This window comes from Nocardioides sp. (assembly GCF_036267815.1).
Classification (GTDB): Bacteria; Actinomycetota; Actinomycetes; order Propionibacteriales; family Nocardioidaceae; genus Nocardioides.
The window spans coordinates 58,676-78,598 of record NZ_DATAVI010000011.1; the positions used below are offsets into that span (position 1 = coordinate 58,676).

The following is a 19,923-nucleotide window of genomic DNA, read 5'->3' on the forward strand; positions in this document are numbered from 1 at the left end:
CTCCGGGCTCGCTCAACGAGCCCGGAGGGCCGACTCAACGGCGTCGAGGAGGCGGGCCGAGGCGTGGCCGTCCTGGTGGGGGTTGTACGTCGCGTCGAAGGCCCCGACCCGCGCCGACCAGGCCGCGGCGAGCGCACCCACGTCTGCGACCTCGGCGACCACCTCGCCCGTCGTCGCGACGAACGGGCCGGGTGCGGTGTCCTCGAACGGGAACAGGAAGCCGCGCACCCCCGCGGTGTAGTCCGCGAGGTCCGGCACCAGGAACACCATCGGCTTGCCGGTCTGGGCGTAGTCGAACCGGAGGGACGAGTAGTCGAGCACGGCGACGTCGGAGGCGAGGATCAGCTCGTTGACCTCCGGGTGGTCGGTCACATCCACCACGCCGCGCCGAGACGGCCCCGGTCGGTGGAAGCGATGCCCGCGCACCAGCAGCACATGGCCCTCACCCAGCGCGGCGGCCGCCGCATCGACGTCGAGATGCTCCGACATCGCCGCCGCGCGGGGCCTGCTCGCGAGATGGTCACGCCACGTCGGCGCGTAGAGCACCGCGGTCTGGTCGGGTCGGACGCCGAGCCGGCGCCTGGCCGTGGCGCGCACCTCCTCGGCGTCGGCGCTCCGCAGGGCGTCGTCGCGCGGGTACCCGTGCTCGGCGGCCCGGCCGGCGTAGCCGTACTGCTCGCGGTAGAGCTCGGTCATGGCCGGTGTCGGCGTCGAGATCAGGTCCCAGGTCTCGACGCTGCGGCGGCGCATCCTCGCCACGGCGCGCGGCGGCAGCTGCCTGGCCTCCCACTGCGAGCGGCCCATCGCCTTGGAGGGGTAGCCGTGGAAGCACTGGACCATGAGCTGGTCGGGGCGTCGGCGATACCACAGCTCGGGCTCGGTGTTGGTGACGACCACGCCCGCCGTGCCCAGCACGTCGTACCACTCGCGGGAGCCGACCACGACCACCCGCGCCCCCGGCGGGGCCCAGTGACCGTGGTCGAGGATCCCCCAGGCCGGCCGCACCCCGCCGCCGCGCCGGACGAGCTCGTCGTAGACCGCGAGCGGGGTGTCGGTGGCCGATCGGCCCGCAAAGCTCTCGAAGTACCACAGCTGGGGATCCGCCCGCCGCGGGTCGACGGCGTACGCCGCTCGCAGGACCTCCTGGCCGTGCTCGCCGAGCTCGTCGTCGGCGCGCGGCGGGCCCAGGTGCAGCTCGCCGGCCGTGGTCTCGCCGTCCCCACTCCCGCCGGGCAGCACCCGCAGCCGGTGCCGGTCCCCGACGACCTCGACCGGCAGGGAGTCGCGCCACGCGCCCGTCGCGGACAGGCCGTCAGGCCCGTGCAGGTGGTAGATGGCGGTGGGCAGCCAGACCTGCCGGCCGTAGTGGTCGCGGCGGGTGTCGAACACCACCGACCCGTCACGACGCGGCTCGCCGAGGACGTCGGTGCCGGGTCCGCGAAGCCGCAGCCCGTCGGCGGGCCGGTCCAGCCGGACGACGAGCAGCTCGCCCTCCAGCGTCACCGACTGCACCTCGGGCTCGTCGCCGGTCACCTCGGGTGGGCGCTGCGGGAGCTCCACGTCGGCCTCGCGGCGGACGCCGCCCACCTCCATCGAGACCTGGAGGCGGCCGGCCTGCACCGGCGCCACGACCGAGGCCGCGCCCCGGGCCGCCGACTGGAAGCGGGCGCCGGCCCAGCGCTCCGCCGTCGCGTCGACGGACGTGCGGGCCGGCAGGCTCTCGCCGTCGAACGTCACCGAGACCGCCACCGGCTGCTCGGCCAGGTCGATGCCCTCGATGCGCGCCCAGAGGTCGACGGCGCGCCCGCCCTCGTCGCTGGCGCTGGTGCGCACGACGCGCAGCCGGAGGCGGGACTCGGACTCCGCCAGCAGCCGCTCGCGCACCGGCAGCTCGACCGACGACCAGCGAGCGGCCGGACCTTCCTCGGTGAGCTCGGTGGGGATGTCGCCGCGAAGCATGTCCAGCTCCGCCGACAGTGCCTCGACGTCGGCACGACGGTCTGCCGCGGCGAGGGCGAGCAGGCCCCTGGACTCGGCGCGAAGGGGGATCTCGGCCGGCACGGCGCTCAGGGCCACCAGGCGCCTCCAGGTCTCGTCGTCGGCTCGCTCGGCGTCGGCCACGAACCGTGGGAGGAGGACGTCGTACCAGTGCCGCAGCCAGCCGTCGGCGAAGGCGGCGTCGTCCCCGACGCTGGCGACGACGGCGCGTTGGAGCCCGAGCCAGTGCCCGAGCCCGGGCAGCGGGCTGGGACTCGCGCCGTACGCCCGACGGCCGCGCTGCCAGGCGAACCTGGCGACCGGCCGGTCCACGACGTCGAGCGTCAGCCCGGGGAGCAGCGCGGCCAGCCGGGTCGAGCAGAGCCAGTCCTCACCCCCGGCCGGGGGTGTCTCGCGGGCCAGCCGGCGGGCCAGGTGGCGGGTGAGGGCCTTGTTGGCCAGGGACAGGTCGCCCGCCAGCAGGTGGGTCGCGGGTCGTCCCCAGCCGGGCGCCTCGTGCGTCACCGCCTGCGCGTGCGCCAGCCATCGCTCCGGCTCGCCGCTCTGCTCCAGCACACCGGTGGCGAGGTTCGAGCGACTGCGCGACAGCGAGCCGGCGAGCGCCGAGACGGCCTGCGGCAGCAGCTGGTCGCAGCCGCGCACCGGCACGACGTACCGCCCACCCGCTGCCTCGATCCCGGCCCGCAGCGCGTCGGAGGACGTCGGCGACCCCGCCACAGCTCGGAAGCGCGGGTCGTCGGGCAGCCCGTAGGCCGCGGACCCGACCGGGCAGACGACGACGTCGAGCAGCGCGTGGGTCTGTCCCCGGACCGATGCCAGGCACTCCTCGACACGGTCGCCCTCCTCGGCCACCACGACGACCGTGACGACCCCGGTCTCGGCCCCCTCGAGGCCGAGCCGGCCGCCCATCGACCCCAGCAACCGCGCCCGCGCCCTGCCGGGTACACGACGCAATGCCGCCCGGCCGATCTCGCGAGCGCGGGACCGGGCGGGCGGCATGCGCCGAACTCTAGTGAGTCAGAGGAGACCGGCCTGCTCGAGCCACTGCTGCGCGACATCCGCGGGCTTGGCGCGGTTGACCGAGACGTCCGCGTTGAGCTTGGTCAGGTCCTCGGTGGTGAGCTTGGCCATCAGGGCGTTGAGCGGAGCCGCGACGTCCTGGTGGGCCTGGAGGAACGACGACGACACCAGCGGCACGAGGTTCTCGGCCGGCTGGATGTGCTGGTCGTCGGCGAGCAGCACCAGGCCCTGGCTGGCCAGGGTCCCGTCGGTCGTGCTGGTCTCCCCGAGCTGCGACTCGCCCTTGAGGACCGAGTCGTAGGTCTGCTGCGATGCGTAGCCCAGCGGCAGGATCTTGGTGACCTTGATGCCGTACGCCGACGCCAGGCCGCCCTCGCAGTCCAGGCGCCCCTTGCAGTCGGGCGCCGCGGCCAGCGTCACCGACTTGCCCTTGAGGTCGGACAGCTGGGTGACGTTGTTGTCCTCGGAGTACTTCTTGGTCACGAAGAAGGCGTTGGCGTCGGTTGCCGGCGATGGGTCGAGCAGGGTCGCGCCCTTCTTCTTCAGCAGCGCCTGCGCCTTCTGGATCGTCTTGTTCGGGTCTGCGACCGTGATCGGCTTGGCGTTGGTGCCGTTGTAGGTGCCGTTGAGGAACTCCACGATCGCGCCGGTGTACTCCGGCACCACGTCGACCTTGCTCGGGAAGATCTTCATGTAGATGTCGCGGGTCCCGACCAGGTGCACCTGCGGGGTGTAGCCGGCCTTCTGGAGGACGTCGGCGTACATGTCGGCGACGATCTCGGCCTCGGTGAAGTTCTGCCCCGAGATGCGCACGACCCCTTTGTCGGTCGAGCCGCTCGAGCCGCCGGAGCCGGGTCCGGTGCCGGTACTGCTGTTTGAGCTGCCACAGGCCGCCAGCAGGGCGGCCGTACTGGCCGCCACCACCCCGACCAGAAGACGTCGTGACTGCATTGGATCTCACCTTCTGTGTCCCGCGTCGCTGACGACGCGCGTGTCCGGTGCCCCCTTCGTGCCAGGGCGTGGAGAAGCCATCATGTCCCAACGAGGTCGGCCGTGCGACCCCCGGAAGGGCGGGCTCGGGTTGCGGTTCCCTTACGATTCGGGTCCACTGCGCGCTCGACCAGAGCGCCCCCCACCTCCAGCACGAACGCGACCACGGCGACCAGGAACGCCGCCGCGATGCCCTTGGGGTAGTCGGTGCGGTAGAAGCCCTGGGTGATCAGCGTGCCCAGCCCCGGGCCAGCGACCAGGGCCGCGATGGTGGCCGTCGCCCACACCTGCACCAGCGCCAGCCGGACCCCGGAGACGACCAGCGGCAGCGCCAGCGGCAGCTCCACCCGCCAGAACCGCTGCGACCCGGTCATGCCCATGCCCGTGGCCGACTCCTTGACCGGTGCCGGGACCTCGCGCACCGCGACGTAGGCGTTGGTGAAGATCGGCGGCAGTGCGAAGAGGGCCAATGCGATCAGGGTCGCGAGCCCGGCCCGGCCGTACGGGCCGAAGATCCCGGTGCCCGGGTGGTCCAGGGTCACCAGGATCGCCAGGAGCGCGAACGTCGGCACCGCGCGGCCGACGTTGGTCACGTTGACCGCGAGGAAGCCGGCGCGGCCGAGGTGTCCCAGCCAGAGCGCCAGCGTCAGGCCCACGAGCATGGCCACCACCAGGGCGGTGACGCTGAGCAGCAGCTGTTGGACGAGCAGGTGCCACATCCCCTCCGACCCGCCCCAGTTGGAGCCGGTGGTGAGGTAGTGCCAGGAGTCGCGGAAGGTCCTCATGCCGACTGCCTCCGATGGGTCCAGGGCGTGACCGCCCACTGCACGCCGACGATGACGGCGTCCAGGACGACCGCCAGGACGACGCACAGCACGCTGGCCGCGAGGATCTCGGCCTTGAAGTCGTTCTGCACGCCGTCCGCGATCAGGTTGCCCAGCCCGCCGTACGACACCAGGGTGCCCACGGTGGTCAGCGCGACCGTCGAGACCGTCGCGACCCGGATGCCGGCCATGATCACCGGCAGTGCCAGCGGCAGCTCGACGCTGAACAGCAGGCGGAGCCGGCCGTAGCCGAGCCCGGTCGCAGACTCCCGCACCTCCTCGGGGACGCCGGCCAGACCGGCCAGCATGCTGCGCACCAGGATCGTCAGGGCGTACAGCGCGAGGCCGATCACGACGGTCTTCATGCTGATGCCGGTGAACGGCACCAGGATCGGGAAGAGCGCGATGCTCGGGATCGTGTACAGCATCGTGCTCGTGCCGAGGACCAGGCCCTGGAGGCGCGGCAGCCGGCGGGCGAGCAGAGCCATCGGGAAGGCGATCAGGATCCCGATCACCATCGACCAGGCGGTGATCTCCAGGTGCTGGGACAGAGCGCTGGTCAGGTCGCCGTGCCGGTCCTTGAGGTACGACGTGCAGTACCACTTGTTCACGAGCCGGCTGTAGCAGCTGGGCTGGATCGAGATTCCCTGTGCCACGAGTAGGGTCACGGACATGAACGCTACCGCCCCCTCCGGGGAGCAGGAGCCCGCGCACGTTCCAGGGGGTCCCGGCAGCAGCAGCGGCGGTTCGGCCGAGGCGATGATCCGGCTCGTGGGCGTCGGCAAGAAGTACGCCGACGGGACGGTCGCCGTCCACGAGCTCGACCTGGAGATCGCCGCCGGCGAGGTCGTCTGCCTGGTCGGCCCGTCCGGGTGCGGGAAGTCCACGACCCTGAAGATGATCAACCGGCTGATCGAGCCGACCAGCGGACGCATCTTCCTCGAGGGTCGCGACGTCACCTCCGAGGACCCCGTCCGGCTACGTCGCCGGATCGGCTACGTCATCCAGCAGATCGGGCTCTTCCCGCACCAGAGGATCGTCACGAACGTCGCCACCGTCCCGTCGTTGATCGGTACCCCGAAGGCGCAGGCACGGGAGCGCGCCCGCGAGCTGCTTGACCTGGTCGGACTCGAGCCGGCGAAGTACGCCGACCGGTATCCCCACCAGCTCTCCGGCGGCCAGCAGCAGCGCGTCGGCGTTGCCCGGGCCCTGGCGGCCGACCCGCCGGTGCTGCTGATGGACGAGCCGTTCGCGGCCGTCGACCCCGTCGTACGGGCTCGGCTCCAAGACGAGTTCCTCCGACTCCAGGAGGACCTGGGCAAGACCGTCGTGCTGGTCACCCACGACATCGACGAGGCGGTGAAGATGGGCGATCGGGTCGCGGTGATGGCGCAGGGCGGTCACCTCGCGCAGTTCGGGACGCCGGCAGAGCTGCTCGGCCATCCCGCCGACGACTTCGTCGCCGACTTCGTCGGCTCGACCGCGGGCCTGCGGCGGCTCACCGTGACCAAGCTGGACCGGGCCCACCTCGAGCCGCTCGACGGTGTCGCGACCGGCGATCTGGGCGCGGCCATCGACCTCGACTCGACCCTGGAGCACGCGCTGGCCGTGCTGTTGCGCGACGACAAGCCGATGGTGGGGGTCAGGGCGGACAACCAGTTCGTCGGCGTCCTCACCCCCGCCGGCATCCACCGCGCCCTCCGCGCCAGCCTCGCCGACGCCGACGCGTCCTGAGATCACGCCGACTCGGCACAAAGAGACGCCCGATCCACGCCGACTCGGCACAAAGAGACGCCCGATCCACGCCGACTCGGCATATGACGACTCGGCGTGGTTTGGCTGTACCCATGCGCCGAGTCGGCGTGGTTTGGCTGTACCCATGCGCCGAGTCGGCGTGATTTGGCTGTACCTATGCGCCGAGTCGGCGGGTCTTGGGCGTGTCTTCAGGCGTGCTTGACGTGGGGTTGCCAGGAGGCGGCGTCGAGGTCGGAGCGGAGGACGTCGTTCTCGGTACGCAGGACGCCGTTCTCGTCCTCGAGCTCGGCGACGCGGACGATGGCCTCGGCGGCGCGCTCCTCGGAGTCCTCCAGGGCGACCGCGAGCCGGCTGCCCTCGGTCTCGGCGAGCTCCGCGCGGCGCTCCTCGGCGGTGAGGCGACGCATCGCGTCCGCCGCACGCCCCTGCGAGGCGACGACGGCCGACTCGAGCTCGGTGACGGCGCCCTCGGCGCGGGAGGTCCGCGTCTGCATGGCGGCGATGAACTCGGAGTTCTCGCGGGTGCGCGCCTCGGTGAGCTCGCGGTAGCCCTGGGCCTGGCGGGCGCGGTCGGCCGTGGCCTCACGGCGCGCCAGGACCAGCCCGGAGTGGACGATCCAGACCGCGACGGTCCCGAGGACGACGGCAAGGACGGCAGCGACCGACTCGAAGAGTCCGGATGCGCTGAGGACGGCGCCGAGAACGACGACCGCCGCGGTGACGAGCAGGGTGGCCGCGAGCGCCAAACGGGCGCTGCGCAGCCTACGACGTGCCTGTGGGGAAGACATGGGGTCAGGCTAGGGCGCTTCACCCGTGGGAGGGACGCGACACGCGCGCTCGAGCAACAGCCCTCCGACCACGATCAGCAGGCCCGCGACGCCCGCGCAGGCGGCCCGAAAGGCCCGCTGACCAGCCATGTCGCTGCTGCTGACGCCGAGCCAGCTGACGGCGTACCCGATGTAGACACCGGCCGCGAGCGCCCCGACGTAGGCACAGGCGCGGGCCAGGACGAGCCGGTTGACGGCCTGGTGCGGCGACAGGCGGGCCGGCTGCTGGGCGATGGTACGGCGCGTGGACCAGGCGGTCCCGAGCAGGATGCACGCCACCAGGAACAGCCCCAGGGGCTGCACCCACGGCACCTGCGGAGGCACCGACGTCGCGGTGTCGGTGACCTGGTGGAACACCCAGCCGGCCACCAGCCCGGCCACGCCGAGGATGCACAGGCCGGCCGGGCTCATGGGTCGCAGCCGGCCCTCGGGCTCAGGCTCGCGCCCGTCGGGCGGCTCGGAGTCGGTGCTCACCGTCTGCTCACGGTCGGCTCACCCTCGACCTCACCCCAGGCTCATGCGGCCCGGCCCACGCAACCCTGCCGGAACCGGGCTCACTGGACCGTCAGGGACAGGTCGTCTCGACGGACGAGCCCGCTGCGGTCGCACTTCTCCAACAGGTCCGCGATCGCGCCGACGCCCGGGATCTCGGCGTCCGGCTCCATGTCGTACCACGGCTGGAGGACGAAGGCCCGCTCGCCGGCGCGGGGGTGGGGCAGCTGCATCCGGTCGTCGTCACGACGACGATCGCCGACCACGATGACGTCAACGTCGAGGGTGCGGGGTGCGTGGTGGTCGCCCTCCGCGCGCTCGCGCCCGAAGGCGTCCTCGATCGCATGTGCCCGGTCGAGCAGGCGACTCGCGGCCAGCGTGGTGTCCAGCAGGACCACGGCGTTCAGGAAGCTCTCCGACCCGGCCGGAGCGTCGACCGGCTCGGTCTCGTAGATGGGCGAGGCGCCCGTGATCCACACGTCGGGAGTGTCGGCCAGGGCGTTGACCGCGCCCTGGAGGCTGGTCAGGCGCTCCCCCAGGTTGGAGCCGAGGGAGATCACGGCGCGCCGGATCGGGCGCATCTCGCCGGTGAGGGTGTCGGCGTCGACGATGTTGGGGTTGGGCGTCTCGGTCACGGGTCACACCTCGTTGCTCGGGAGCTCGGAACGTTCGAGGAGAACGTCAGAACGGTGGTCCGGCTGGTGGCTGGGCTGGTGCCTGGGCATGGGTCGGGTGATCGTCAGCGTCACGTCGGCGAAGGTCGCCTCAATGGGGGCTCCCGGCTTGTGGACCGTGACCCGGGCCCATTCAACACGATCGTCCAAGAGGCAGACGTCCGAGATGCGCTCGGCCAGAGTCTCGATCAGGTCGACCGGGTCCGACTCGACGACGGCTTTCACCCGCGCCACGAGACTTCCGTAGTCGACCGTGTCGTGCAAGTCGTCGGACACCGCCGCAGGCCGCGAGTCGAGGCCCAGGGTCAGGTCCACCACGAAGGTCTGCCCGTCTCGGCGCTCGTGCTCGAAGACCCCGTGCCGGCCGAAGCACTCGATGCCGGTCACCGACAGCTCGTCGGTCCGGCGCAGGTCGGTCATCCCTCCTCCCACCGCTCGAGCGTGCGCAGCGCGTCTCGAGCCGCGCGGACGTCGTGCACCCGCAGCCCCCACACCCCGAGCTGCGCGACCAGCACCGTCAGCGCGGTGGTCGCGTGCTCGCGGTCGTCGACCGCGCGCGGCTGCCCGTCCGCGTCGGCCAGCACGGTGCCGAGGAAGGACTTGCGGCTCGCACCGACCAGCAGTGGGAAGCCCAGCTCCTGGAGTGCCGGCAGGCCCCGCAGCAGCGTCCAGTTGTGACGGGCGGCCTTGGCGAAGCCGAGGCCGGGGTCGAGGACGATCCGCTGGCGGGGGATCCCCGCGGCCATGGCCGACTCGATCCGCTGGCACAGCTCGGCGCGCACCGCCGCGACCACGCCGCCCGGCCCGTCGTACGCCGCCAGCTCGGCCATGTGGTCACTGTGGCCCCGCCAGTGCATGCAGACGTACGTCGCCTCCGAGGCGGCGACCACGTCGAGGATCCGCGGGTCGGCCAGGCCGCCCGAGACGTCGTTGACCATGGTCGCTCCGGCGGCCAGGGCCTGCTCGGCGACCTCGGACCGCATGGTGTCGACCGAGACGCGCGCGCCCTGCGCCGCGAGCGTGCCGATCACCGGGACCACCCGGTCGACCTCCTCGGCCACCAGCGGACGCGTGGCCCCGGGCCGGGTCGACTCACCGCCGATGTCGAGGATGTCCGCCCCCTGCGCGAGCAGGTCTCGACCGTGCGCGACCGCCGCATCGGGAGTCGCCCAGCGTCCACCGTCGGAGAACGAGTCGGGGGTCACGTTGACGACCCCCATCAGCAACGGCGGCACACCGCGAACCCTAGCGCCGTCGGTCCGCGCCGCCGACCGGAGGAGCCGAGCACCGCTAGCCCTTGTTGCTGTGGATCAGCGCCATGGCCTCGGAGCGGGTGGCGGCGTTGCGGAGCTGGCCGCGCACCGCGGAGGTGATCGTGCGGGCCCCGGCCTTGCGGACCCCGCGCATCGTCATGCAGAGGTGCTCGGCCTCGATCACGACGATCACACCCCGGGCATCGAGCCCGTCGACCAGGGCGTCGGCGATCTGGGTCGTGAGGCGCTCCTGCACCTGCGGGCGCTTCGCGTAGACGTCCACGAGGCGGGCCAGCTTGGACAGGCCGGTGATCTTGCCGCTCTCCGAGGGGATGTAGCCGACGTGGGCGACCCCGGTGAACGGGACGAGGTGGTGCTCGCACATCGACCACAGCTCGATGTCGCGGACCAGCACCATCTCGTCGTGCCCGAGGTCGAAGGTCGTGGTGAGGACGTCGCTCGGCGTCTGACGCAGACCGGCGGTCAGCTCGGCGTAGGCCCGCGCGACCCGGTGGGGTGTGTCGCGCATGCCCTCGCGGTCGGGGTCCTCACCGATGGCCAGCAGCAGCTCGCGCACCGCGGCGGCTGCCCGGTCGTGGTCGAAGTCCGGGACTTCGTCGGCCGGGCGCTCCTCCCACGCGATCGGGTCGGTCATCGAGGGCGATCGGGGCTCAGGAGGGGGGCGAGGGCGGGTCGGGCATCCCGAACGGGCCGATCGGGCCACCGTGCACGTCGCCGCCCGACCCCGGCGGGGTCAGGATGGCGCCGGCCTCGGACTCGGGCCGGGTGCCGTTGACCTTGGCCCGGTCGCGGATCGCCTGCGGGATCTCCACCGGCGGGATCTGCGACGGGTTGCGGTCGGGTGAGCCGGTCCACGCCGGGCGCGGTGACCGCAGGCGCAGCGGCACGAAGATGTTGGCGACCTGCTCCTTGTCGAGGGTCTCCTTGTCCATCAGCTCCAGGACGAGGCTGTCGAGGACGTCGCGGTTCTCCTCGAGGATGTCGTAGGCCTCCTGATGGGCGGTGGCCAGGAGCTTCTTGGTCTCCTCGTCGATGATCGCGGCGACGTCCTCGGAGTAGTTCTTGGTGTGCCCGAAGTCGCGCCCCATGAAGGGCTCGCCGTTGCTCTCGCCGAGCTTGATCGCGCCCAGGCGGTCGGTCATGCCGTACTGCGTGACCATGGCACGCGCCACGGCTGTGGCCTTCTCGATGTCGTTGCCGGCACCGGTGGTCGGGTCGTGGAAGACCATCTCCTCCGCGGCCCGGCCGCCCATCATGTAGGCGAGGCTGTCGAGGAGCTCACTGCGGGTCTGGCTGTACTTGTCCTGGTCGGGCAGGACCATGGTGTAGCCCAGGGCCCGGCCGCGCGGCAGGATCGTGATCTTGTGCACCGGGTCGTTGCCCGGGAACGCCGCAGCGACCAGCGCATGTCCGCCCTCGTGGTAGGCGGTGATCAGCTTCTCCTTCTCGCTCATCAGGCGGGTACGGCGCTGCGGGCCCGCGATCACCCGGTCGATCGCCTCGTCGAGCGCGGCGTTGGTGATCAGCTTGTCGTTGGCCCGGGCGGTGAGCAGGGCCGACTCGTTCAGGACGTTCTCGAGGTCGGCGCCGGTGAACCCGGGGGTACGCCGGGCCACGGAGAGCAGGTCGATCCCGGGCGCGAGCGGCTTGCCGCGCGAGTGCACCTGGAGGATCTTGTGCCGGCCCGCGAGGTCGGGCGCGTCGACCGCGATCTGCCGGTCGAAGCGGCCCGGGCGCAGGAGCGCCGGGTCGAGGACGTCGGGCCGGTTGGTCGCCGCGATCAGGATCACGCCGCCGCGGACGTCGAAGCCGTCCATCTCGACCAGCAGCTGGTTGAGCGTCTGCTCGCGCTCGTCGTGGCCACCGCCCATGCCCGCGCCGCGGTGTCGGCCCACGGCGTCGATCTCGTCGATGAAGACGATCGCCGGGGCGTTCTCCTTGGCCTGCTCGAACAGGTCGCGGACCCGGCTCGCGCCGACGCCGACGAACATCTCGACGAAGTCCGACCCGGAGATGGAGTAGAACGGGACGCCAGCTTCGCCGGCGACCGCGCGCGCCAGGAGCGTCTTGCCGGTACCCGGGGGGCCGTAGAGCAGGACGCCCTTGGGGATCTTCGCCCCGACGGCCTGGAACTTGGCCGGCTCCTGCAGGAACTCCTTGATCTCGCCGAGCTCCTCGACCGCCTCGTCGACCCCGGCCACGTCACCGAACGTCGTCTTCGGCATGTCCTTGGAGATCAGCTTCGCGCGGGACTTGGCGAACTGCATGACGCCTCGGCCGCCACCGCCCTGCACCTGGTTCATCAAGAAGAGGAACAGCAAGACGATCAGCACGAAGGGCAGCAGCGTCGTGACGATGGAGGCGATCACGCTCGGGTGGCTGATCTTGACGTCGGCGTCCTCGGGCTGGAGGTTGCCCTTGGCGATCTGCTGCTGGATGTCGTTGAAGAGCTTGTTCTGGGTGCCGGCGAGCCAGTGCGCGGTGACGTCGCTGCCCTCGGACCGCACGCCCGGCTTCAGCGTCACCTTGATGGTCTGGTCGCCACCGTCGATGAGCGTGACCTGCTTGACCTGGCCCGAGGTGATGTAGCTGTCCATCTGGCCGGTGCTGATCTCGTCGGAGCCGCCCGGGGACGCGATGAACTGCAAGGCGAGCAGCAGGAGCAGCACCAGGCCGACGATCCACAGCCAGGGACTTCTAAGGATCCGCTTCACAGGTCTCTCTCGACGACGAAAACTGCCCACGACAAGAGGCGCCGGGACACTGATTTTCCGAGAATGACGACGGTACACGTCATCCCCAACGCGCATTGTCCCTTGCCAGGACCTCATCTCCTACTTCGCGAGTGGGATTTCGGCCCGCCGCTCGCCGCCGAGCCCCGTCGCGCGCCGTACCCGGTGCTCGGAGGACGGGTCAGGCGTAGACGTGGGGCGCGAGGGTCGCGATGTCGCGCAGGTTCCGGTACTTCTCGCGGTAGTCGAGCCCGTAGCCCACGACGAACTCGTTGGGGATGTCCCACCCGACGTACTTCGGCTCGACCGGCATCGTCAGCGCCTCCGGCTTGCGCAGGAGCGTGGCGATCTCGACGCTGGCGGCGTTGCGGCTGCCCAGGGAGTTGCTCAGCCAGCTCAGGGTGAGGCCGGTGTCGATCAGCTCGTCCACGATCAGCACGTGACGGTCGGTGACGTCGGTGTCGAGGTCCTTGAGGAGCCGCACGACGCCGGACGACTTCGTGCCCGACCCGTAGGAGCTGATCGCCATCCAGTCCATCTCGACGTGACGCGGCAGCGCGCGGGCGAGGTCCGACATCACCATCACCGCCCCGCGCAGGATGCCGACGATCAGCAGGTCGCGGCCCTCGTAGTCGGCGGTGATCTCGGCAGCCATCTCGTCGAGACGCTCCAGGATCTGCTGCTCGGTGAACAGGATCTTGACCAGGTCCTGCTCGGCGTGCGAGGCCTCCATGGCCGCCACCTTAGGGCAGGCCGCGCCGCCGCCCGGACATCACGCCCGCCGCCCGCCCTCGGCGGGCTCGAAGCCCAGCACGCCGTCGTGGCGCCGTGCGCGCAGGTGACCGGGCAGGTCCACCCACTTCTGCCCGTGCCAGTCGGTGACCAGCCCGTCGACCGCCATCACGTGCTGGTGGGACGTCTCCCCCGCCGGAGCCCCGGCGGCGACGGCGGCCGCCCGCAGCACGCGGGTGCGGATCGCGGCCGGCTGTCCGGCCAGTACCTCGACCGAGAGCCCTCCCGGGACGGCCGCCGCAGCAGCCGCCTGGCCGGCGTAGGCGTCAAGGAGCTCCATGTCCGGGCGCAGCTGGTCGGCGGTGCGTGCCAGCGCCTCGGCGACGCCGGGGCCGAGCTCGTCCTCCAGCACCGGCAGGACCCGGCGTCGCACGCGCACCCTGGTGAACGCCGGATCGGCGTTGTGGGGGTCCTCCCAGACCTCCAGGCCCTCGACCTGGCACGCGGTGACGGTGTCGTCGTGGCCGACGTCGAGCAGTGGCCGTCGGTAGTGCTCGAAGGAGCGCCGCATGCCGGCGATCGCCCGCCCACCCGAGCCCCGGGTCAGGCCCATCAGGACGGTCTCGGCCTGGTCGTCGCGCGTGTGGCCGAGCAGGACCGCCTCCGCGTCGAGCTGCTCGCGGATCTGGTCGAGCACGGCGTAGCGGGCGGCCCGGGCTGCCGCCTCGGGCCCGAGTCCCGGGGCATCGACCGAGGCCCTGGTCGCGACGGTCTCGTCGACCCCCAGCGCCGCCAGCTGCCGCAGGACCTGGTCCGCGCGCTCGGCCGAGCCCTCCTGGAGACCGTGGTCCACGGTGGCGCCCACGACGTACCATCCCTCCTCGCGCCCCTCGTGGACCGTGGCGGAGGCCAGCGCCAGCGAGTCGGCCCCTCCGCTGCACGCCACCACCAGGCGCGCGCCGGGCTCGAAGCCGGCGAGGTCGCGGCGTACGGCGCCCCGCACCGCCGCCAGCGAGGGGTGCAGGCTCACGGGTGCACGCGCACGACCCAGGCCTCGGGGTCGTGGATCTCGGCCAGGGTGGGCAGGTTGTCGGGTGTCGCCCACACCGCGTTGAAGTCGGCCATCCCGATCTTGCCGACCACGGTCCGCACGAAGCCGGCACCGTCGCGGTACTGCGCCATCTTGGCCTCCAGGCCCAGCAGCCTGCGCAGGAGACGGTCGAGCGCGCCGACTCCCTTGCGACGCTCGTTGAAGGCGCGCCGGATCGTCTCCACGCTCGGGATCACGGCCGGGCCGACGCCGTCCATCACGTAGTCGGCATGCCCCTCGAGCAGGGACATCACCGCCGTGACCCGGTCGAGGATCTGCTTCTGCTCCGGCGAGCCGAACACGTCGACCAGGCTCCCGGCCCGACCACTGCGCACCGCCTCGACCAGCCGCTTGAGCCCGTCGTCGAAGAAGCGCTGTGGCTCCACGGAGTCCGCCAGGGCCAGGAGCTGGGCGAACAGGTGCTCACGCATCCAGGGCACGGCCGTGAACTGGACCCGGTGGGTCTCCTCGTGCAGGCACACCCAGAGGCGGAAGTCGTGCGGGTCGACCGCCAGCTCGCGCTCGACGTGCACGATGTTGGGGGCGACCAGGAGCAGCCGCCCGCGAGGCTCGTGGAAGGGGTCGAACTGGCCGAGCACCTTCCCGGCCATGAAGCCGAGCATGCCCCCGACCTCCACCCCCGTGACACGCGCGCCGACGGCCCTGGTCACCGGACCCGGCGGACCCTTCTTCTCGGTCACCTTCTCGATCACCGGACCGAGGATCTGCGCGAAGCCCTCGGCGTTCGCCTGGATCCAGGCTGCGCGATCGACGACGAGCACGGGCGCGGTGAGCTCGCCGGCGTCCAGCCCGGTGAACTCCTTGACGTACGGCGTCGACCGCGCGGCACCCTCGCGCAGCTCCGCGACGGTCCCCGCGGCCTCGCCGGCCGACACCGCAGGTCCCGCGCCGGCGACATGAGCACCGACCGAGACCGCCAGGCGCCAGTCCACCATCTCCTCGGTCATGCGCCGAGCCTACGGTGAGCCCCTGCGGGGCTTGAGGCCTTGCCTCGTCCTGATGGGTCCGGGCGTCGGCGCCGGTGCCCACCGACGCTCGGCGGGTGCCGGCCGGAGACCTGCCACCCCACGGTCGACCGAGGCGGCGGTCAGCACCGACAGGTGGCGAGCGCGGAGGCGAGGCGATCGAGGGCGGCCCGCGTGTCGAGGGTGTCGGCGCCGTTCACATGGTTGCTGACGAACGCGAAGACCAGGACGCGGCCCCGGGCGTCCGTGCTCAGCCCGGCCAGGGCGCTGGTCCCGTGCAAGGTGCCGGTCTTGGCCCGCACGTAGCCGCGCCCCGGGCTGTCGTCGAACCGGTCCCCCAGCGACCCGTCGTAGGCCGCGACCGGGAGGCCGGAGATGACCGAGCGCAGATCGGCGTGCGCAGGTGAGGACGCGAGCTGGAGGACGTCGACCAACGTCTCGGCGGCGACCCGGTCGTCTCGCGAGAGGCCGCTGCCGTCCTCGATCGTGGCACCGTCCAGGTCGATCCCGAGCCTGGTCAGGGTGGTCCTGACCCCGGAGACGCCGCCGGCGAAGGAGCCCTCGCCGTCGACGGCCAGCCCGACCTGGCGGGCGAGCACCTCGGCGCCCTCGTTGTCGCTGACCAGGAGGATCCGCTCGACGATGTCGGCCAGCGGAGGACTCGTGACCCGGGCCAGCTCCGGGGCGCCGGCGCGGGCCGTCGCCTGGCCGACGGCGGGCGCGACCCGCACCCCGTCCTGGCGGAGGTAGGTCGCGAAGATGGCCGCCGCGGTCGCCGGCGGGTCGGCGACCCGGCCGTACCCGGAGGGGTTGCGGCCCTCGTCGGCCCACAGGGCGGTGATCGGCGAGACCACGTCGTCGGGGATGTAGGTCGCCGGCCAGTGCGGGTTGACCCGCGGCCCGGTGAACAGCGAGTCGTCATAGGACAGCCGGACGCTCCGGGTCCCGTTGGCGCCCAGCTGGCGAGCGGTCTTGAAGGCCAGCGCCTGGAGGCTCGCGTCGTCGTGCGCCACTCCCGTGGGCGGCCTGGCCCCCTCCAGGAAGGGGTCGCCGCCGCCGACGAGGACGATGCCGTGGCGAGGGCCGGCGACCACCCGGGTCGCGAACGTGTGGTCGGGGCCCAGCGTCTCCAGGGCGGCCGTGGTGGTGAGCAGCTTCAGGGTCGACGCCGGCATCGACGTCCCATGCCCGACGTCGAGCAGGGCCGGCCCGCTCAGCGGTGCCACGACGGCGCGCAGGTCGAACAGGTCCGAGTCCTCGAGCGGCTCGGCGAGGGCGCTGCGCACCGCTGCCGCGTCGCCGGCACCCACCCGCGCGGGCCGGGCGACGACCCCCGGCGTGGGGGCGGCGGGCGCCGTGTACCCGGGCACGGTGTCCGCGACGGGCGCCGCGTCGCCGTCGCCCAGCCAGTCGGCGAGCCGCCCCGTCTCGTACGCCGTCACGCCACCGGCGGCGACCACCACCGCGGCCACGACGACGCCGGTCACGACGAGCCGACGCCGTCGACGACGCGGCCGTTGGCTCACGCCGTACGGCGGGCGGTCGGCTGCGGCCATGTCGCTGACTTCCGGGACGGTGTGCTGAAGGGGGCTCGGTGGTGGTCGAGGCGTGTCCGGGTTGGGCACGTGCCTCCATTCTGCGGGAGACTGGGGCACATTCTCGCCGCGGGCCCGCCGACTCGGGTGACGCGTTCAGACCGGACAGCTGGAGGGCATCGTGCTGGACTTCGACGTACTCGTGGAGATCCCCAAGGGGAGTCGCAACAAGTACGAGGTCGACCACGAGAGCGGGCGCATCCGGCTCGACCGCACGCTGTTCACCTCCACGCAGTACCCGGCCGACTACGGCTTCATCGAGAACACCCTCGGCCAGGACGGCGACCCGCTCGACGCACTGGTGCTGCTGCTCGGCGAGCCGACGTTCCCCGGCTGCCTGATCAAGTGCCGCGCGATCGGCATGTACCGGATGACCGACGAGAAGGGCGCCGACGACAAGGTCCTGTGCGTCCCCGTCTCGGACCCGCGCCTCGAGCACCTGCGCGACATCAACCACCTGCCGAAGTTCGACCGGATGGAGATCGAGCACTTCTTCACCGTCTACAAGGAGCTCGAGCCCGGGAAGTCCGTCGAGGGCGCCGACTGGGTCGGGCGAGACGCCGCCGAGACCGAGGTCCGGGCGTCCTTCGACCGGCTCCGCCAGCACCCCGAAGACCTGCACTGACCCGCCGGTGAGCACCACCGCGCACGGCGCGCACGACTTCACCGACGACCCTCGCAACCGCGACGTCCTGATCCACGTCAACGACGCACTGGTGCCGCGCGACCGGGCCGTGGTCTCGGTCTTCGACGCGGGGTTCGTCCTCGGCGACGGCGTGTGGGAGGGGCTCCGCGTCCACCGCGGCCACCCGGCGTTCCTCGACCAGCACCTCGACCGGCTGTGGGAGGGAGCGACGGCGATCGCCCTCGACATCGGCCTGACCCGCGAGCAGCTCACCTCGCGCATCTACGACACGCTGCGCGCCAACGCCATGACCGACGGCGTCCACGTGCGGCTGATGGTCACCCGCGGGCCGAAGTCCACGCCGTACCAGGACCCGCGCTTCTCGGCCGGGCCGGCGACCGTCGTGATCATCGCCGAGCACAAGGACCCGCTGCCCGCCACGGTCGAGGAGGGGCTCACGCTCTTCACCGTGCACGTACGCCGTGCGGCTCCCGACACCCTCGACCCCAAGCTCAACGCGCACAGCAAGCTCAACGACATCACGGCGTGCATCCAGGCCTACACCGCCGGCGCCGACGAGGCGCTGATGCTCGACCCGCAGGGCTTCGTCGCGACCTGCAACTCCACCCACTTCTTCGTCGTGCGCGGTGGCGAGGTCCAGACGTCGTCGGGGGCCTACTGCCTGGGTGGGATCACCCGCGGCAACGTCCTGCGGGTGTGCCGAGACGCCGGAATCCCCAGCCAGGAAAGGCTTTTCAGCCTCACCGAGGTCTACTCCGCCGACGAGGCGTTCGTGACCGGGACGTTCGCCGGAGTCGTGCCGGTGCACACCGTCGACGGCCGGACGATCGGCTCAGGGCGGCGCGGCCCGACCGTCGTACGTCTCCAGGAGCTGTACGCCGAGCTCGTGCGGCGTGACGTCGAGGCGCGGACCGCTCCGTGACGATCCGGCTCGCCTGCTGGTCGGGTCCGCGCAGCATCTCGACCGCGACGATGCGCGCCTGGGAGAACCGACCCGACACGCGGGTCGTCGACGAGCCGCTCTACGCCTGGTACCTCGCCCACACCGGGCTCGACCACCCGGGCCGCGACGGCGTCATCGCGGCCGGCGAGACCGACTGGCGTCGCGTCGTCGGCTCGCTGACCCGGCCGTGGCCCGGCGGGCCTGTCTTGCAGTACCAGAAGCACATGGCCCAGCACCTCGTCCCCGACCTCCCCCGCGAGTGGATCGGGTCGCTGCGCAACGTTCTGCTGATCCGCGACCCGGCCGAGGTGGTCTCGTCGTACCTCCGCTCGCGGACGAGCGTCGTCGCCGACGACATCGGGATCCTCCAGCAGCTCCAGCTGCACGTGCAGCTCGGTGGGGACGTCCCGGTCGTCGACGCCGCTGACTTCCTGCGGATGCCCGACGCCTACCTGCGGTGGCTCTGCGCGTATGCCGGCGTGCCCTTCACCGACGCGATGCTGGCCTGGCCCGCAGGACCGCGGGAGAGCGACGGCGTCTGGGCGCCGTACTGGTACGACGCGGTGCTGCGGTCCACCGGCTTCGAGCCCTACCGCCGTCGCCGCGTCGAGCTGACGCCCGAGGGCGAGCAGGTCGTCGCCGAGACCCGTCCGGCCTACGAGCGCCTGTACGACGTGCGGCTGGTGCTCTGACCGAGGCGCCGTCCTCGGGCCGAGAGGCGCGGTCCCTAGGGACTAGAGAGCCGGACCCGCCAGCCAGGTGTCCATCGCACGGGTGACCTCGACCAGGATCTCGGCGCTGCGAACGGCGTCCCCCGCGGCGTGCATGCCGTGGTCGGCGTCCGGCACCTCGACGACGTCGCAGCCCTGGCCCGCGAGCCGGTCGGCGACATCGGAGCGCCAGGAGTGGCGGTCGGCGAGCCCGCCGACCAGTAGCTGGCGGGCCGGGTTGGCGGCGAGCGCCTCGACCACCGCCTCCTCCTGGAGCAGCGGGGTCAGCCACAGCCCGTCGTAGCCGCGCTCGGCCGCCACCGGCGCCGCCAGGGTGCCGAGGGACTTGCCCACGACGAGCACCCGGCCCGAGGCCGGCAGGTGGTCGAGCAGCTGGTCGGCGACCCACCCGTAGTGGCCGGCGTCGCCGTGGTGGCCGGGGGCGTGCCACCACACGTGCTCGACGCCCCAGCCGTGCTGGCGTAGGGCCGCGGTGGCGAACCACAGCAGCGGTGCGGCGGGTGGGTAGGCCCGCCCCGGCAGCACGATCGCCGTACCGACCCGGCCGGAGCCCGGCGGGCCCTCCGGCCCGAACGACGTCACCTCCACCCCCGGAACCCTCATCGCGTCACCCT

General features: G+C 72.2%; 20 protein-coding genes. 4 read left to right on the forward strand and 16 right to left on the reverse strand.

Annotated elements, in window-relative coordinates:
• Window positions 1-12: 12 nt before the first annotated feature.
• The 4 genes from VHW64_RS02270 to VHW64_RS02285 all read right to left on the reverse strand — a co-directional run bounded on the left by VHW64_RS02270 (window position 13) and on the right by VHW64_RS02285 (window position 5,500).
• Window positions 13-2,997: a bifunctional glycosyltransferase/CDP-glycerol:glycerophosphate glycerophosphotransferase gene (locus VHW64_RS02270; protein ID WP_329648880.1), complete on the reverse strand. Its 2,985-nt coding sequence runs from the start codon at window positions 2,995-2,997 to the stop codon at window positions 13-15.
• 18 nt (window positions 2,998-3,015) lie between these two features.
• Window positions 3,016-3,969 (reverse strand): ABC transporter substrate-binding protein, encoded by a 954-nt coding sequence (locus VHW64_RS02275; RefSeq protein ID WP_329648881.1) that lies wholly within the window; start codon window positions 3,967-3,969, stop codon window positions 3,016-3,018.
• Between the two features lie 80 nt (window positions 3,970-4,049).
• Entirely contained in the window at window positions 4,050-4,793 is a 744-nt protein-coding gene (locus tag VHW64_RS02280) for an ABC transporter permease (protein WP_329648882.1), read from the reverse strand.
• Window positions 4,790-5,500: an ABC transporter permease gene (locus tag VHW64_RS02285; protein ID WP_329648883.1), complete on the reverse strand. Its 711-nt coding sequence runs from the start codon at window positions 5,498-5,500 to the stop codon at window positions 4,790-4,792. The genes VHW64_RS02280 and VHW64_RS02285 overlap by 4 nt, the downstream gene beginning before the upstream one ends.
• Window positions 5,501-5,504: 4 nt before the next feature.
• On the opposite strand from VHW64_RS02285, the gene VHW64_RS02290 reads away from it, so the two are divergent.
• Window positions 5,505-6,566 carry an ABC transporter ATP-binding protein gene (locus VHW64_RS02290; protein ID WP_414690437.1) on the forward strand — a complete coding sequence of 354 codons (1,062 nt, stop codon included), beginning with the start codon at window positions 5,505-5,507 and terminating at the stop codon, window positions 6,564-6,566.
• A gap of 209 nt (window positions 6,567-6,775) precedes the next feature.
• On the opposite strand, the gene VHW64_RS02295 is transcribed toward VHW64_RS02290, so the two are convergent.
• The 11 genes from VHW64_RS02295 to dacB all read right to left on the reverse strand — a co-directional run bounded on the left by VHW64_RS02295 (window position 6,776) and on the right by dacB (window position 17,019).
• Complete coding sequence (locus VHW64_RS02295; protein ID WP_329648884.1) at window positions 6,776-7,375, reverse strand: hypothetical protein; 600 nt, start codon at window positions 7,373-7,375, stop codon at window positions 6,776-6,778.
• A 9-nt stretch (window positions 7,376-7,384) separates the two neighbouring features.
• Complete coding sequence (locus VHW64_RS02300) at window positions 7,385-7,888, reverse strand: DUF3180 domain-containing protein (protein ID WP_329648885.1); 504 nt, start codon at window positions 7,886-7,888, stop codon at window positions 7,385-7,387.
• Between the two features lie 80 nt (window positions 7,889-7,968).
• Window positions 7,969-8,541 carry a 2-amino-4-hydroxy-6-hydroxymethyldihydropteridine diphosphokinase gene (folK, locus tag VHW64_RS02305; protein ID WP_329648886.1) on the reverse strand — a complete coding sequence of 191 codons (573 nt, stop codon included), beginning with the start codon at window positions 8,539-8,541 and terminating at the stop codon, window positions 7,969-7,971.
• Between the two features lie 3 nt (window positions 8,542-8,544).
• Complete coding sequence (gene folB / locus VHW64_RS02310; protein ID WP_349256876.1) at window positions 8,545-9,000, reverse strand: dihydroneopterin aldolase; 456 nt, start codon at window positions 8,998-9,000, stop codon at window positions 8,545-8,547.
• Entirely contained in the window at window positions 8,997-9,800 is an 804-nt protein-coding gene (gene folP, locus VHW64_RS02315; protein ID WP_329648912.1) for a dihydropteroate synthase, read from the reverse strand. The genes folB and folP overlap by 4 nt, the downstream gene beginning before the upstream one ends.
• A gap of 70 nt (window positions 9,801-9,870) precedes the next feature.
• Window positions 9,871-10,488: a GTP cyclohydrolase I FolE gene (gene folE / locus VHW64_RS02320; protein WP_329648887.1), complete on the reverse strand. Its 618-nt coding sequence runs from the start codon at window positions 10,486-10,488 to the stop codon at window positions 9,871-9,873.
• A gap of 16 nt (window positions 10,489-10,504) precedes the next feature.
• Window positions 10,505-12,568 (reverse strand): ATP-dependent zinc metalloprotease FtsH, encoded by a 2,064-nt coding sequence (gene ftsH, locus VHW64_RS02325; protein ID WP_329648888.1) that lies wholly within the window; start codon window positions 12,566-12,568, stop codon window positions 10,505-10,507.
• Window positions 12,569-12,767: 199 nt separating this feature from the next.
• The gene (hpt, locus tag VHW64_RS02330) at window positions 12,768-13,319 is read right to left on the reverse strand and encodes a hypoxanthine phosphoribosyltransferase (protein WP_329648889.1); all 552 of its coding nucleotides are present in this window, start codon (window positions 13,317-13,319) and stop codon (window positions 12,768-12,770) included.
• Window positions 13,320-13,358: 39 nt separating this feature from the next.
• Window positions 13,359-14,348: a tRNA lysidine(34) synthetase TilS gene (tilS, locus tag VHW64_RS02335; protein ID WP_329648890.1), complete on the reverse strand. Its 990-nt coding sequence runs from the start codon at window positions 14,346-14,348 to the stop codon at window positions 13,359-13,361.
• Window positions 14,345-15,376 carry a zinc-dependent metalloprotease gene (locus VHW64_RS02340; RefSeq protein WP_329648891.1) on the reverse strand — a complete coding sequence of 344 codons (1,032 nt, stop codon included), beginning with the start codon at window positions 15,374-15,376 and terminating at the stop codon, window positions 14,345-14,347. The genes tilS and VHW64_RS02340 overlap by 4 nt, the downstream gene beginning before the upstream one ends.
• Before the next feature lie 140 nt (window positions 15,377-15,516).
• Window positions 15,517-17,019 (reverse strand): D-alanyl-D-alanine carboxypeptidase/D-alanyl-D-alanine endopeptidase, encoded by a 1,503-nt coding sequence (gene dacB / locus VHW64_RS02345; protein WP_329648892.1) that lies wholly within the window; start codon window positions 17,017-17,019, stop codon window positions 15,517-15,519.
• A gap of 94 nt (window positions 17,020-17,113) precedes the next feature.
• On the opposite strand from dacB, the gene VHW64_RS02350 reads away from it, so the two are divergent.
• From VHW64_RS02350 to VHW64_RS02360, 3 genes are read left to right on the forward strand one after another with little or no spacing between them, the layout of a single operon-like run.
• Window positions 17,114-17,614, forward strand: a complete 501-nt coding sequence (locus VHW64_RS02350) for an inorganic diphosphatase (RefSeq protein ID WP_329648913.1) — start codon at window positions 17,114-17,116, stop codon at window positions 17,612-17,614.
• A gap of 7 nt (window positions 17,615-17,621) precedes the next feature.
• Window positions 17,622-18,557, forward strand: coding sequence for an aminotransferase class IV (locus VHW64_RS02355; protein WP_329648893.1), 936 nt, complete (start codon window positions 17,622-17,624; stop codon window positions 18,555-18,557).
• Window positions 18,554-19,270, forward strand: coding sequence for an HAD family hydrolase (locus VHW64_RS02360; RefSeq protein ID WP_329648894.1), 717 nt, complete (start codon window positions 18,554-18,556; stop codon window positions 19,268-19,270). Before VHW64_RS02355 ends, VHW64_RS02360 begins: the two co-directional genes overlap by 4 nt.
• Before the next feature lie 42 nt (window positions 19,271-19,312).
• On the opposite strand, the gene VHW64_RS02365 is transcribed toward VHW64_RS02360, so the two are convergent.
• A complete protein-coding gene (locus VHW64_RS02365; protein ID WP_329648895.1) occupies window positions 19,313-19,912 on the reverse strand; it encodes a hypothetical protein in 600 nt (199 codons plus the stop codon).
• Window positions 19,913-19,923 lie beyond the last annotated feature (11 nt).

Coding starts and splice junctions, on each gene's coding strand:
- folE (WP_329648887.1), bottom strand. CDS start 10,488: ATGACCGACCCGATCGCGTGGGAGGAGCGCCCGGCCGACGAAGTCCCG.
- VHW64_RS02280 (WP_329648882.1), bottom strand. CDS start 4,793: ATGAGGACCTTCCGCGACTCCTGGCACTACCTCACCACCGGCTCCAAC.
- folB (WP_349256876.1), bottom strand. CDS start 9,000: ATGACCGACCTGCGCCGGACCGACGAGCTGTCGGTGACCGGCATCGAG.
- folP (WP_329648912.1), bottom strand. CDS start 9,800: ATGGGGGTCGTCAACGTGACCCCCGACTCGTTCTCCGACGGTGGACGC.
- VHW64_RS02290 (WP_414690437.1), top strand. CDS start 5,505: ATGAACGCTACCGCCCCCTCCGGGGAGCAGGAGCCCGCGCACGTTCCA.
- VHW64_RS02340 (WP_329648891.1), bottom strand. CDS start 15,376: ATGACCGAGGAGATGGTGGACTGGCGCCTGGCGGTCTCGGTCGGTGCT.
- VHW64_RS02275 (WP_329648881.1), bottom strand. CDS start 3,969: ATGCAGTCACGACGTCTTCTGGTCGGGGTGGTGGCGGCCAGTACGGCC.
- VHW64_RS02365 (WP_329648895.1), bottom strand. CDS start 19,912: ATGAGGGTTCCGGGGGTGGAGGTGACGTCGTTCGGGCCGGAGGGCCCG.
- VHW64_RS02270 (WP_329648880.1), bottom strand. CDS start 2,997: ATGCCGCCCGCCCGGTCCCGCGCTCGCGAGATCGGCCGGGCGGCATTG.
- VHW64_RS02295 (WP_329648884.1), bottom strand. CDS start 7,375: ATGTCTTCCCCACAGGCACGTCGTAGGCTGCGCAGCGCCCGTTTGGCG.
- hpt (WP_329648889.1), bottom strand. CDS start 13,319: ATGGAGGCCTCGCACGCCGAGCAGGACCTGGTCAAGATCCTGTTCACC.